Origin of the sequence: Arenibacter algicola, from assembly GCF_018860365.1 — a bacterium.
GTDB lineage: Bacteria > Bacteroidota > Bacteroidia > Flavobacteriales > Flavobacteriaceae > Arenibacter > Arenibacter algicola_B.
The window spans coordinates 51,330-66,708 of sequence record NZ_JAHKPO010000003.1 but is presented as its reverse complement, the minus strand read 5'-3'; the positions used below and the strand labels follow the sequence as shown (position 1 = coordinate 66,708).

Below are 15,379 nucleotides of genomic sequence, written 5' to 3'. Positions count from 1 at the left end.
ATAGGCAGTTGAAAAAAAAAACTTTGAAAAACTGAAGCGGACTTAAGCCGTTTCTTTTTCAAAAACGGCTTGTGTCCAAGACTTTTTTACGATGCGCTTTGGCCGGAATGTAATGGAGGGGAATGGGCGGAGTTACTTTCCACTAAATAGAATTCAAGCAGCTATAATTAGTAATTAATGAAGTTGTAGCGGTTGCCCAAAAAACATTCCATTTAAAGTTTCAATATTGACAACCAAATAATATTGTGCGGAGCAAGTGTTTCTAGACCTTTGACATGAGTACAGCATTCTTTTTATCTTACCAAACCCATAAAACATAATTATTAGATCATTGCCATTTATATTTTCAGACAATTCAACTTTTAAGAATAGAAAAACACCGAAAAAAAGACAAAAAATCACCATTTTATAATGTTTTTATTTATTTTTAATATTACAGTAAGCTTTAAGTCCCCTTAACTAATAGTGATTAATCCTATAGTAATGACAGAGAAAGAATTACTTAAAGACCAACCAAAGCAATTATTCAAATTATCAAATCTTCTTAACAAGGGTACAATATCCTTGGATGATTTAGCGGATATAGTTCCTGGAATTATGCACGTAAATTCCAGGGACGATTTAGCCATAGAGTATATGTCCAAAAAAGGCTGTAATATACTTCGATATACTCAGGAAGAGCTTAACACATTAGGTTCGAAAATATTTGAAATACATCAGAGCGAGTTTACAAGAACTCATACCTACCCAAAGTTAATGGCCGAATTAAATAAAAAAGACCCAAATCAAGTTATCCCATTTTTTCAAGATTGGCAATATGCGAAAGATAAAAATTTCGTCTTTCACTTTACTTCAACCAAAATTCTAAATCACAACCAACTGATCTCAATTTCTTTATTTCCACAAGATATTCAATACCTGACTAATAAAGTGAATAACCTTTTTGGAATTAACAAAATTGTAAACCGGTATTTCACACATTATAACAGTCTAACCTTGCGGGAAAAAGAAATTTTAAATGAGTTAGGGAAAGAAAAAACTAGAAAAGAAATTGCATACACGCTCTTTATTTCCGAAAAAACGGTAAAAAAACATTGTGAAAACATATATCAGAAACTGGGGACATCAAAAAGATCAGAAGTAGAAAAAATTGCCAAATCATTTGGGATCATTTAAGCCTTTTCGAAAAAATGCATGAAATTAAAAATATAGGGAAGAAAGCCGGTACTATAATTTACATACATGGCAACTCATCTTCATCCCAAGTTTTCTTAAGAACCATAAACTCTATAAAAATTGAATATACCCAAATTGCGATTGATCTACCCGGACATGGAAAATCCCAAAAGCACTATTGCGAATCTTATTATTCCCTTAATAGATACTCTGAAGTACTAACTACAAGAATAAATGAAATTGAAGATGATATTTTATTGGTAGGCAATTCACTTGGTGGGCATTTAGCCATGAAAATAGCTTCTAGTATAAAAAGATTGAAAGGATTAGTGATTTTTGGAGCTCCTCCTGTAAAAAAGCCTATTAATTTTTCAGATGCCTTTTTACAATGCGATGCGCTCAGCTGTTTTTTAACAGAAAATCCCGAAGTTGAAGACATTAAAGTTGCGACAAAGACTGCAGTATTCGATAATACTTTTGTCGAATTACTTATCAATGACTTTAAAAATACGGACCCAAAGGTTCGCGTGGCTCTTGCCAAAGATCTAATAGAAAATAATTGGTCTGACCAAAAGGAAATTTTTATTTCGCTGGCTGTTCCTAAATATATTTTTAGGGGAAGTCATGATCCCTCAGTAAATCCGGATTATTTGGAAAAAATAATTACCGAAGCAAATGACCATAGCAGTATCATCGACTTTAAAAATTGCGGACATTTTGCCAGTATAGAACAGGAAGATACATTTATTGAATCGATAGCCTCAATCTCCAAAACAGTATTTAAAGTATGAGTGTTTTATCAGAAAAAGAAGAACTACTAAACATTCAGCTATATGCTTTTAAACTAAGGAAGTTATATATTGAAAACCCAAATTTATTTTATCAATTAGTAGATTATCTACCCTACTCCATCCATGTAAATAATCGTAACGATTTAAGCATTTCCTATGCTTCCTTTAATTTGCAAAAACAGGCTAAAGAAATTGAAACGCTGCTAGAAATTGGAGGTTCCTATTTGCCAAAAATAACAGAGGCAAGTTTTTTAACGAACGCGGTTAGAACAATTAAGACTTTTGACAATCAAAATGATCATTTAGGTGTTTGTTCCTATCCGCAAAAAATTTTATTGGATAGCAGAAACACCTCATTGTTACTTTTTACGCACAAGGTATTATTAGATGAGAATCACTTTTTCAATGTAAGCAGTATTATCAATACAAAAAGTAGTATTGGCAATTTTATGATTAACTTATTTGAAAACAAAAAACAAAATAATCTAGATTGGCAACGTTTTCAAACTTTGACCAAACGTGAAAAAGAAATTTTCACATTATTATGTAAAGAACTATCACGGCAAATGATATCGGGCCTATTGTTTATTTCAGAAAAAACTGTGAAAAAACATTGTGAAAATATCTTTAAAAAAATGGGCACCTCCAAAAGGTCCGAATTAAAAAAAATTGGGTTATTATTTTCTATTCTTTAATGTTTTAAATGCTGCTCATTATAGAAATTCCCAATGGCAATTTCCTAAATTGTTAGTCTTCACTAGAGCTATATATCACAACTTCCAAATGTAATATAACATCACCCTTATTTCACTCGCTTTTCCAAATCGGGATCTTTAGTTCCTCTTTTAAAAGTAAAACCAATTTGGAGCCAACCCTCTGAATTTGAATCACAAATTTTGAAATGCAAACTCAATTATCGATTTGATTTTGATTTTTTTTAGGCACACGGCTTTGAATTTCACGACAAAGAGTTCATTAATATCGATGAACGAACATATTCAATATTACTAAAAGAATATAGGCCGTGCGGCGTATTGATTCCCTTAACAGTAGAACATATCTTTCCCGCGAAATCATAAGTTGATAACATTCATTAACGTCATTTATGTTGCCGTTCACGACATTTTCATAATCCAATCCAGTCCAGATTTTCATTTAGTTTAAAATATCTAATTCTGGAAGATCAATTTAGCATTAATTGAAATGAAATTAACAAAAACACCCTTCCTATTTTTCACCCTGCACTCTCTTGTTTGTATTGCTCAATCCTATATTGGTTATGACATTGATAACTATAGTGGCATTCAAAGCATTTTAAGCAATCCTGGCAACCTATCGGATTCTAGAGTTAGAGCAGATTTTAATCTTTTTTCCATAAGTGCCATGGGTGCCAATGATTATTTAGGACTTTCAATTAACAATTTAAAAGAATTTCTAAATAATAATGATTTTTCAGGCCTTACCACAGCCACTTCTAATGAAAACAATCTATTGTTGAATATAGAGATATTGGGTCCTTCATTTATGTTCTCATTAAATGAAACGAACAGCTTGGCACTCACTACCAGAATTAGGGCATTGAACAATTACAATAATCTTAATGGTCAACTAATTGAGAGCCTTTCAGATGGATTTGATAATGAAAATTTCAATTTCGAACTTAACAATTTTGATGGCACCTCGCATGCTTGGGCGGAAATAGGACTATCATACGGTAGGGTCATGTACGATGACTACAACCAAAATTACTTCAAAGGGGGCGTTACAGTGAAATATCTTATAGGATTTGGGGTTGCACAAGCCCACTCCCGAAACCTTTCGGGTAATTTTTCATCAACTACCAACCAGATTAATTTGAATGGGGATTTTTCTTATTTAAAAAGCGAAGATGACTCCCAGGATGATTATAATATACTAAAAGACCACTCACCTGGTTTTGGAACGGATATAGGCTTTGTTTATGAGTACCGGACACGGAATTCTGGTCGGGAAAATGGAAGAAATAATCCTAGATCAATTAATAACTATAGATTAAAAATTGGAGCCTCTCTATTAGACTTTGGTGCTATTACCTACAAAAATGTGGAGTTGGAGAGCTATTCCCTTAACAGCAACCTTGACGCCAATGAGGCTGAAGAAGATATTATCGACGCAATTAAAAATAATTTTACCAGTACCAATGCTTTAGGTGATGTAACAGTTGCCCTACCAACGTCTTTAAGAATCAACCTAGACTATAAATTCACCAATTCTATTTACTTAAATCTAGATGTAAATCAAACTCTGGTCAAAAAAGAGAATTATTTTAATAATAATAGGTTAAACCTAATTTCACTCACACCGAGATTTGAAAGAAAAAAAATTGGCTTTTACCTCCCCGTAAGCTATAGTCATCTAGGAAAATTAGGTGTTGGAACAGGATTCAAAATTGATCCATTGACACTTGGATCTGGAAGTATTTTAACCAATCTGTTCAGTAGGAATACACAAAACGCAAATATATATTTAGCCATTAAAACCCCTATATATCATAAAAACTAATGTTGAGTTAGCAAGTACAGGCCTAAATTTTCAGGGCAAAGAATTATGGGCCTGTGACTAACTTCTTATAAAAAACTTGATAATGAAAAAAAATAACTTATTAATTGTAACCATTTTTGTCCTTTGCACATTTAGTTGTTCAAAAACAGAAAATGATCTTATAAAAGATAGCGAAACGAATCAAAATCCAATTGTTGAAGAAACTCCAAATCCTGAAGGTGAGGAACAGAACCCAATGGGTGATAACCCTTCAAATTATTTCCGGTTTACAACCTATCAAACCTCCACAGCAGACCCTTTTGATGTAAACGTATTATTTCAAGTTTCGGATAGTATGTACAGAGGTGTACCTAACCTAAATATTGGAAACTTGCGGGTTACAGAAAATGATGAAGAGAGCCCTATTGATGAATCAAAGGCGATTTTGCTAGACAAAAATACTTTTGATTTAAAAATGAAAACGGCACTCTTAATAGATGTTTCAAACTCTATACAGACCGACTTTGAATCACTTAAAAACGAGTTGAAGCTTTTGATAGATGCGGCCTTGCCTTATCAAGAAATAGCTATTTATAGCTTTTCCTCCACGACTGAACTTGTACTGGATTATTCAAAGGACAAAGCACAGCTCAAATCCGCCATCGATAATCTAAAATTGGGTAGCAGCTCGACAGATTTATATGGTGCCGTGGTAACCGCTGCAAATTCATTTGAGAACGGTTTTATTGTGAATGAGGTGAGCGTTGGCAACCTCATCATTTTTACCGATGGTGATGACACACAGGCAAGCAACACTTTTGTGGCGGCCAAAGAGGCACTTACTAACAAAAGTGCTTATGTCGTTGGTTTAAGCAGTGCAGATTTAGACGAAGATAATATCAGAAATCTCTTTGGTAATTCTTTTTATTTCGCATCTGAAACTATTGGAAGTGTCAACGAAAACTTTGTATTCATTCAAGCTGAAATTGAAAATGTTGCCAATAGTGTTTATGTATTGAATTACGAGACACCAAAAAGAGGGGAAAACAATCACTATCTCAAAATCTACCATCAAGACAATATTAATACAGGTGCCGACCAATATGCTGTGGGTGAATTTATATCAACAGGATTTTATGAACCTAGTGGACCATCAAAAGCTGTTTTGATAAGTCCAGCGTTAAATGAAGAAATTACATTATACAACACGTGTAATGTTGAATTCACAATTGGTAGAAGCATAGACCCAGATGTTTCTGATAAAGATAACATTACTTATCAATTATTAATTGGAGAAACAGAAAGTAATATGATTATTGTGGATGAATTTATTGCTTCAGGAAATAACGAACTGATATACCTCTATAGTTCTGGAAAATTAGAATTTTTCAAGGAATATTTTTGGAAGGTAATAACAAAGGACAACGATGATTCTTCTCTTGATATATCAACTGAAGTTAATAAATTTTATTTCGAAGAGGCTATCTATAATGGAAATCTCACTTTAAACAATCAACATGAAGTTGACAAGTTTTGCTATAATAAGATTTTAGGCGATTTAATCATTGTTTCTGATTCTAATACAACTGAAGTTATAAATAATTTGGAAGGGCTTTATGGATTGACATTAGTTGGTGGTAACCTAATAGTAAGTAATACAGAAGTAACAACCCTTAATGGATTAAACAATCTCCAAAAGTCTAATTATATCAGTTTTTATTGTAAAGATGAATTTAGGTTACTTAGCCTTGAAGGTCTTGAAAACATAAAGGAGCTAAATGCATTGCAGATTACAAATAGCTCAATTACTTCATTAAACGGACTTAATAATATTGAAAAATTAGGTCAAATTAATTTGACCAACAACCTTAATTTGGAAAGTTTACTAGGTCTTGAGAAACTGCAAGAGCCCTCTTCAGGAACCTGGTTCAACTCATCCTTTGAGGACAATATTAAACTGGCAAATTATTGTGGCTTACCTGAACATAGCTTTACCAAGCTAAATTCTTCCAAAATTAAGGGCAATTTATTTAATCCTTCCCATGACGATTTGCTAAACGGCAACTGCCAACTATAAATATTAAATCATGAAAAAATTAAAACGTATCATACTCGGTTTGATATTTCTTTTGCAGTTTAATTCATGTAATAAACTAGAATCTTCATCCTTTTATTGTTGTATAACTTATATTGAAGATATCTACCCACAAGATCTAGTAAATGCCCTATTAAATCTTGGTTTTAAATTAAATGAAGGCGACAATCCTCCAATAATTAATGTAGTTAAACTGATCATCCCAATGAAATTAGAGGCCTCAACGGTACCCTGCGATTAAACAGTTAGAATTTTTGAAGACTGACCAACCAGTTTTTACAATCATAGCAATTCAAACTTAACCCAGACCTGTGTGGTGATGGAGGTGATCAAGTCGATAACGGAAATGGTCCAGTATTTATATTTAATGACCGTTTTTCAACAAGAAAATTTTATAATTTCAAAATTCTATTAATATGAATAAGAATTTACTTTTATTTATTCTACTCATCAGCACTTATTTACAATCTCAAACCCCTGGGCAATTGAACCCCAACTACGGGGTTAATGGAGTGATTTCAACTTATTTAAAAAAGATTAATTTCACAACCCTTGATGCCGCCTACGAGGAATATAGAATAACGGTACTAGGCAATTACTTTGATGGAATTAAAAATAGGTATGTAGTACTTCGCTTCAATAACAACGGGGTTTTAGATGCTAATTTTGGAAATAATGGATTTGTAGTTGTTGAAGAAAATTTTACTGATGTTTTTCAAGTTAATCATTTAGATGCTTTTCCTGACGGATCGTTTATTGTTGTTAAGCAATATGATACCTATAACCCTAAAGTTGTTAAATATAATCCACAAGGGCAGTTAGATCTTAATTTTGGGGTAAACGGCGAAGCCATTATAGACTTACCAGAGGATGTAGAAATGGCCATTTCCCCGATCGCCTTCCCTTCCGACAATAGAATTGTGTTTGCCCTTAATATATTTGAAGGAGGTATTAATCCCCAAAGCTACCTGTTTAAGTTAACTTCAGATGGCTTGCCAGATGCTACATTTGGAAATAATGGACTGACAGATCCATTAGTTGGTCGAATACATTCTGTTAACAAAGAAACTTTTAATGGGGTGGGCGATTATATAGTTACCCATCAAGAACGAAATCAGGGGGCAAAACTGACTTATATTAGGCATACTGGTGAAATTGTAGTTGGCCCTTATGATATTAATGAAGCCGTTGCAAAGTTTACTCCAAACGGTATTACAATGGCTGGTGGGGGTACTTTCAGAATGTTCAACGTTAGTACGGGGGAATATCTCCATGACTACGGTGATTTTGGGTCTTTTGATTCAGGTTTTGCGCTTTTTACATCTGCAAATGGAATTGGAAGAGAAGACTTTAAAGATTATGCAAATGGTGAAATTCTCTATTACGGAAGCGATAACCAGTTTAACAATTTTCATTTTAGAAAAATAGCCTCAGGAGGTGGGCTTGTTAATACCTTTAGTCCAGATGGGGTGGCCGAAATAGATATGCTAGGCTTTCAGGATTTTTTGGTGAAGGGGTTTAAGATGGATAACGCTGAGGCCTTAGCAGTGGGTTATAGTTCAACGGGGGATATTTCTTCTGGCCAAAATTATAATTATACCCTATCCATGGTTAAACTGCAATCCAATACCCAGCAGGATCCGTCATTTGGTAATCGATCAGGTAAATATATTTTAGAACCAACCTATAAAGCTGGCAAAAACCTACTTACCAAAACGCCCAACAGCACTTTTCAATTTCCTTTGATCGGTATTAGTGAGCAACCATTAACGGGACAAAAAATAATACAAGTGACGAATCCTTATTCGCCAAAGGAAATAACCGGAGAGCTCCTTACCACATATACTGATTTAGAGCTAAATGACAGACTTTATTATAAGGACAATAATGCTTCAGACTTGCAAAACGAACATATTATTGGAGTAGGTTCTGTAATTGCAACCACTAATAATGACTTTATGTTAGTACGCTTTTCTGAGACTAGTTTTGGTACTTTCAGAACTATAAACTTTGGGGGACTAGCAGACGAAATCGTGAGAACCGATATAAATAATGGAAGTGATGATATTGCCAAGTCGGCAGCATTACAAAATATAAATGGGGAGATTAGATTACTGGTCGCTGGCACAAGCGATTCAGATTTTGTGCTTGTACGTTACTTTGCAGAAGGCCCAAATGCAGGTACATTAGACAATTCATTTGGCACCAATGGCGTTCTTACGCCAATAATTTCTGGAGGAGATTTTGTTCCTTCAAAAATAAAGATTGCGACAGATGGCGCCATATTTGTCAGCGGAGAGTTGACCAATGGTTTCGACAAGAGTTTTACTTTGAAAAAATTCAGTCCAGAAGGGATTGAGGATAATGGTTTTCAGGCGTTTGATACGTTCAATAGCAGCCAAAATGAAGCTATAAATTTTATCATAAATGCTGATGGTAGCCTCTTGGTTTTGGGCAATGAACAAAATACCAATAGCCGTATCAAAGTTCGAAAATATAATGCGGATGGCACTCCTGATACTATTTTTGGTACTAACTCATATTTAAATTTAAATCTTACAGCCTCAAATAACAAAGCTCACGAAATTACATACCTAGCAGGTAACAAATTTGCTGTTGTTGGTACAAGCGGTCATAATGGTTTATTAGCCGTCTTTAATGAAGATGGCACAATGGACAGCACGTTTGGCAATAATGGTGTCCTTCTTGAAAATTTTGGTTTGTCTAATACAGAATTAAGTTCAGTCTTGTTGGTAGATTCACAAAAACTCATTGTTAGTGGTACCGGATTACAAAATGGGAACAGTGTTTCGTTTACTTCGGAAATATTTGTAGATACAAGTGTTTTACAATACACGGCAATTCCAGATACACAATTTGAACAATACCTTATTGACGCTGGCATTGATATTACCCCTAATGACGGAAGGGTACTGACCTCAGCCATAACGAACATTACCGTTTTAGATATCCAAAATTACGATATAGAAAACTTCACAGGACTACAGGAGTTTACTAGCCTAGAAGATTTTACCCTTATCAATAATCAGGCGAAAGCTATACTGGAGCTTAATTTCAACAATTGTCGAGATCTTAGAGATTTAAGTATTGTAAATACGCCAAGTTTGGTTAGTATCGATATTAGTTCTAACAATAATCTGGAAAACCTGACCGTAGTGCCCAGAGGAACCGCATTCACATCCATTGATCTTACTGGCAAACAAAATATTACTTCATTACTTATTGCCGAAACAGGTATTTCTGGAATTGACTTGACCGATGTTCCTAACCTAACCTATTTAGGGGTACAATTGAACCGATCGTTGACCTCTATCTCCACTTCTCATTTAACATTATTGGAAGAATTCGAAACATACGAATCTGGCATAACCACAATTGATTTATCAAATAATCCAAATATTATTAGATTAACCGCATATAGAAGTTTTAATGGGGCATTAACGAATGTAAATCTAAAAAATGGGTTCAATTCTTTAATTACCAATCTTCAATTGGAGAACAACCCTAATTTGGGTTGTATTCAGGTAGATGCTTCAATAGTTGGCTCCTCACCTACTGGATGGGTCAAAGATAACATGGCCACATACGAGGCCAATTGCACTTCCCAGTTCACCTTGATTCCCGACTCGGTTTTTGAACAATATTTGGTTGATTTGGGTATTGATACCACACCTAACGATGGCAGGGTACTCACTGCGGCACTTATTGGAGTCACCAACATCAATGTAGAACGTTTGTTCATCAATTCAATGGAGGGAATACAAGATTTTATTGATTTAGAGGTCTTGAATGTCAACCAGATAAATTTGGGATCTATTGATTTAAGTCAAAACTTAAATCTAAGAGAACTTTATGCCAATGCCTGTAGCTTAAATACTTTAAACTTGGTGAACAATACGGAATTGGAAATACTAGAGGTTTTTGGGAATGGAATAGGCGATTTAAATTTAGCATTTAATACTAAACTTCAAAGCATTGATGTTAGTTCAAACCCATTAACATCATTGGTTCTCGTTAATCATCCTAGCCTTAGCACCTTGGATATATCTGCTTCTGGAATCAGGTTTCTCAATATAGAGGGAACTTCATTAATTTCTTTAGACTTGTCTTCAAATGACTTGTTGGAAGAAGTATCCATTAAAAACAATACTATTTCAAACCTTGTATTACCGGCAGATAATTCTCCTTTGACAGTTTTAGAAGTGGTTGGAGAAGACCTTACCTCATTCGATGTAGAAAATAGAACCAACTTAGAAGATTTAACCATTTTTGAAATACAGGCTACGGATTTGACCGTAGAGAATCTTCCTAAACTTACAAGTTTTAGATTGGAAGAAAATTTTGTTCTCAACAATCTTAGAGTGGCTGGAACCGCATTGACTACTTTTACCGGTATGCAGTTAAATAACCGTGCTCTGCTCAATGTTGAAATAGAGGAAAATGCCAGTTTACAAAACATACCCCTGGCTGTGCAGGATTTACGCAATCTAGAGCGGTTGTCTGTTGTGGACAATGATTTGACAAGCTTGGATGTTTCAAACTTGGCTACCCTTGAAACGCTTAGTGTCCGCAACAACCCAAACCTCACTTTTCTAGACCTAACAAGCCTTCAGGACGGTGTAACCCCTAGTAAACTAAACACTTATGAAGGGGAAAATACAGGAATAACCTCTCTAGACTTTTCCTCATGTCCCAATGTTAATCGGATTTTCCTGGCCTATAACGCTGCCAATGGAGGCGTACCCCTAACTTCATTAAATTTAAGAAATGGAAATAATACCGCAATCAGTGATGTCATCATTACTGGCAACTATCCGGCATTGCAATGTGTTCAAGTAGATGTTTCTACAGTTGGCAATGTGCCAACTAACTGGCAGTATGATACTGGAACACAATTCTTAGAGGACTGTTCTGTATTACCAAATCAAGTAAGTGTTAGTTTTGTAGTTTCGAGTGAGTCAATGCTTGAAGATAATGCTTTTCCAAGTCCTCAATTGGTTCTTAACGGCATAGTGACTATTCCTACCAACATTGAGATAACGGATGGGACAAGTGGTTTTGCTTCAAATAATCTTGCACTAGCGGGTACAGATTATGAATTTAATAAAGGACAACCCCTTACCATACAAATACCAGCACAAACCTATAGCAGTAGTAATCCTATCCCTGTTCCAGGGCTTATTATTATTGCCGATACCGAAATTGAAGGAAACGAATTTATGGTTTTAGAAGTCACTTCTAATTCAAATGAACTTATTAATTCAAACAACGGAAATCCAATAGACTCTGGTGGACTATTTTTTACACACAATATTCTAGAAGATGATTACCGAGTAGATGTGAGGGCAGGAAGCGATATTAGCGAAAGAGGTGGCAGCTCCATTTTTACAATCACCCTGCAGAACAATAATGGAAACACCATAAGCAATGATAGCGGACTGGACTTACAATTGAATTGGTTAGATATTGGTTCCGCACAACAAGGAACCGATTTTAATTTAAGCGGAAATAGTGTAATCGCAAACGGACAGTCTTCAACGGAAATTACGATAACCCCAATTGATGACACTATTTTTGAAGGTTTAGAATTCGCAGGAATTGAAATACAAGAAGGAGATGGGTATTTTGTAGATGTAAATGGATTTTTACCTAGTACCCAATTGGGAATAGATGATAATGACAACCATATAGTGCTAGAAGCGGTTCAAGCCGGATCAGAGGGTATACAAGATGCTGCCTTCTCTATAAGCCTGCGGGACGAAAATGGCAATTTGGCAACTAACGGCACACAAAATAGCCTTAGTTTTGATGTAGCACTCTCTACTGGATCAGGGTCCTCACCCGCAACCATTGGAACTGATTTTGTAAATGGGCTAAAAAACCTTGCCGGAAACACTGTATTTATAGATTCAGGGTTCTCATCCGTAAATTTTGCGGTTGAGGTTCTGGATGACACCATAGAGGAGGAATTAGAGAACTTCCTTGTCAGCATTACGACCATTGAGTCAGGTATTAATCTTTCTAGCTCACAAACCATGGGTCAGATTATTGACAATGATGGTGTTCAGCAGCCTCTTGTTATCGAGATTACCCCAATTTTATCCAATGCGACGCCAGTATCGGACTTGGAGTACAATTACATCGAAGGCTCTGCACAAGATTTGGAAATAGCTTTTGATTTTAAAGACCCTAACGCCACACAACAGAATTTCGGCCCATTCGATTTTATGATATCCACAGTTAATGGCGATGCCTTGGGAGGTGACCCGGCCATTGATGATTCTGATTTCAATTCCCTTTCCAATGATATGATTACCTTGGATTTTGAATTTATTGGCTTCGGGCTTTTGACAATAAAAATCAATGATGACGCATTCGTTGAGAACACGGAATTTTTCTTTATTGATATTACCGAAAATGAAACGGGAGTGACGCTTGCAAATGCCGAGGCAAATGGCCGTGTACGGATAAGGGTAAACATTCTAGATAATGATAATTCTGACGGTATAGACACGGATAGTGACGGTATTTTCGATACAGCGGACAATTGTCCTGCTACAGCAAATTCTGACCAAGCAGATTTAGATAACGACGGTATTGGTAATATATGTGATTCCGACGACGATGGTGATGGCACCCCAGATACTGAAGATGCCTTTCCTTTAGATGTTACCGAAGATAAAGATACCGATGGTGACGGATTAGGGGATAATGTCGATACCGATGACGATGGAGATGGTATATTTGATATTAATGATTATTGCCCTAATACTTTTGGCACAATTGCAGAAAATGGATGCCCAACTGAACTTGATTCAATTGGCCATGATGCCATTCAAATCCTAGTAAAAAGTGAAACTTGTGAAAATCAAAACAATGGTAGCTTCGAAGTAATAATTGCCAATCAAGAATATACCTTTAATGTAAGTTTGGATGGTAACTTTATTGGTGTGGCTTACTTTGATAATACGTTGAAAAAAAACAATCTTGCCGATGGAAATTATCAAGTTTGCTTAACCATTGAAGAACTTCCTGATTTCGAACAATGTTTTGGAGTCGTTATTTCAACCTATCAAAGACTTGTTGTAGATGTAAATGGAATAGACGCCACCAATTTAAAAGCTAGTTTTAATGTTCAGGGAAGTAAAAATTATGAAGTTTTAGTGAATGACAATACTTATACATTTCATTTCGAAAACAATACCAATAATATTCTTGAAATACCAATTGAAAAAGGAGAGAACATGGTTTCAATTTCAGGGGAATCAGATTGCCAAGGTATTTTTATGGATAAAATTATTGTTGGAAACATAATCATTTCTCCTAATCCTGTTAAGGATATTCTTTATTTCACTGGGCTTAAATCCCAAGGCAAAGCTCAAATAAATGTTCATACCATATCTGGCAGTTTGGTCAAGGCTATTCACCAGAATATCACCAACGGAAATTTTAATATTCAGCTCTCAGAATTACGCAAAGGGATATATCTTTTTAGGGTAGTTTCTGAAATGGAGGAAATTGAGTTTAAGATTATCAAAGAATAAGATTATGAAAAAAATAAATATAGTTCAGATTGCAGTTTTAGTCCTAATACTTACAGGGTGTGAAGGGAAATTCGAACCTATAAATACATTAAATTCGGTAAACTTATTATTACCACTAGACAACGAACAGTGTTTCGGAACCAAATTGGAATCTGGCAAAATACGTGTGGAGTTTGATTGGGACGATATAAATGAACCCACGGAATATGCCTTCTACTATGCCGATGGTATAACTGGTGACACCAATTCTTTAACTACTTCGGACTCTTCCATTATAATAGATCTGGAGCCTGGTACGCTCTACTCGTGGAACGTAACCGTAACAGATGATTTTGGACATTCCGAAAAAAGTGAAGATTTCAGTTTTTACACTGAAGGTTTGGCAGATTCAAACCATGTGCCTTTTCCTGCAGATATAAGTTTACCAGAAAATGTAAACAATACTATAAATGTCTCATGGGAAGGAGTTGATCTAGATAATGATATCGACTATTATCAAGTATATTTTTCCCAAGAAAACCCTCCAACCCTTTTCATTGCTAATACAATTGAACAATCTTTCAATGCACATGTAGAAATGGGTACAACATATTATTTGAATATTGTAACAATTGATGAGAATGGAAATTACTCCGACTCCAAAGTTACAGTAACGTTTTAATGTCTAGCAGGGTCATTTTTTTTGTTGGAGATGTGATGGATTATATTTTAATTAAATATTCCAACATTCAGTTATATAGGGTTCTTGCTACAAGCATAAGATTAAAATTGCTTTACCTATGTCTTATGAGATTATAATGGACCAATAAAGTCACCTATTCGGTGAGCACAAAAAAGCTACTCTCTGAAAACGACTGTTTACAGGGCCTTCCAGCTATAGGTTCTGGACCCTCCGGCTCCACGACACTCAAAAATACGCAGCAGACTAAAGGCATGAAAAAATGCCAAGCTGGCTTGAGTATTTTTGAACACTTTAGGATGCCCAATGTGATAACAATGGGTATTTTTATTTGCAACATTGCGAGAATTAGGGATATGTAATCCTCCGGCTCCACGATTACCCACAACTGCATTGTGGATCAAAACATTAAAAACCCAACAAGTTTACTTGATTGGGTTTTGTTGTATTTAGACTTCTGGCTTGAAAAGTCAGGCAGTTGTACTTGCAGTACGGGAACCATTAGGGAAAACCGAAGGTAATCCCTCCGGCTTCACGATTAAGCGCAACTGGT

The 15,379-nt window shown here is 35.3% G+C and carries 7 protein-coding genes; all 7 read left to right on the top strand.

What is annotated here, in order from left to right; all coding sequences use genetic code 11:
• Positions 1 to 483: 483 nt before the first annotated feature.
• The 7 genes from KO529_RS23575 (at position 484) to KO529_RS02225 (ending at position 14,808) form a co-directional block, all read left to right on the top strand.
• Positions 484 to 1,176, top strand: coding sequence for a response regulator transcription factor (locus KO529_RS23575; protein ID WP_289847747.1), 693 nt, complete (start codon positions 484 to 486; stop codon positions 1,174 to 1,176).
• A gap of 14 nt (positions 1,177 to 1,190) precedes the next feature.
• A complete protein-coding gene (locus tag KO529_RS02250) occupies positions 1,191 to 1,967 on the top strand; it encodes an alpha/beta fold hydrolase (protein ID WP_215946311.1) in 777 nt (258 codons plus the stop codon).
• Positions 1,964 to 2,662, top strand: coding sequence for a helix-turn-helix domain-containing protein (locus KO529_RS23570; protein WP_289847746.1), 699 nt, complete (start codon positions 1,964 to 1,966; stop codon positions 2,660 to 2,662). The genes KO529_RS02250 and KO529_RS23570 overlap by 4 nt, the downstream gene beginning before the upstream one ends.
• A gap of 508 nt (positions 2,663 to 3,170) precedes the next feature.
• Positions 3,171 to 4,508, top strand: coding sequence for a DUF5723 family protein (locus KO529_RS02240; RefSeq protein WP_215946310.1), 1,338 nt, complete (start codon positions 3,171 to 3,173; stop codon positions 4,506 to 4,508).
• Positions 4,509 to 4,590: 82 nt separating this feature from the next.
• Positions 4,591 to 6,564 carry a VWA domain-containing protein gene (locus KO529_RS02235; RefSeq protein ID WP_215946309.1) on the top strand — a complete coding sequence of 658 codons (1,974 nt, stop codon included), beginning with the start codon at positions 4,591 to 4,593 and terminating at the stop codon, positions 6,562 to 6,564.
• Positions 6,565 to 6,998: 434 nt separating this feature from the next.
• Positions 6,999 to 14,147, top strand: coding sequence for a thrombospondin type 3 repeat-containing protein (locus tag KO529_RS02230; RefSeq protein WP_215946308.1), 7,149 nt, complete (start codon positions 6,999 to 7,001; stop codon positions 14,145 to 14,147).
• Positions 14,148 to 14,151: 4 nt separating this feature from the next.
• The gene (locus KO529_RS02225) at positions 14,152 to 14,808 is read left to right on the top strand and encodes a fibronectin type III domain-containing protein (RefSeq protein ID WP_215946307.1); all 657 of its coding nucleotides are present in this window, start codon (positions 14,152 to 14,154) and stop codon (positions 14,806 to 14,808) included.
• Positions 14,809 to 15,379 lie beyond the last annotated feature (571 nt).

Excerpts from the sequence above, each read along its gene's own strand:
- KO529_RS02250 (WP_215946311.1), top strand. The coding sequence starts at position 1,191 with ATGCATGAAATTAAAAATATAGGGAAGAAAGCCGGTACTATAATTTAC.
- KO529_RS23575 (WP_289847747.1), top strand. The coding sequence starts at position 484 with ATGACAGAGAAAGAATTACTTAAAGACCAACCAAAGCAATTATTCAAA.
- KO529_RS23570 (WP_289847746.1), top strand. The coding sequence starts at position 1,964 with ATGAGTGTTTTATCAGAAAAAGAAGAACTACTAAACATTCAGCTATAT.
- KO529_RS02225 (WP_215946307.1), top strand. The coding sequence starts at position 14,152 with ATGAAAAAAATAAATATAGTTCAGATTGCAGTTTTAGTCCTAATACTT.
- KO529_RS02230 (WP_215946308.1), top strand. The coding sequence starts at position 6,999 with ATGAATAAGAATTTACTTTTATTTATTCTACTCATCAGCACTTATTTA.
- KO529_RS02240 (WP_215946310.1), top strand. The coding sequence starts at position 3,171 with ATGAAATTAACAAAAACACCCTTCCTATTTTTCACCCTGCACTCTCTT.
- KO529_RS02235 (WP_215946309.1), top strand. The coding sequence starts at position 4,591 with ATGAAAAAAAATAACTTATTAATTGTAACCATTTTTGTCCTTTGCACA.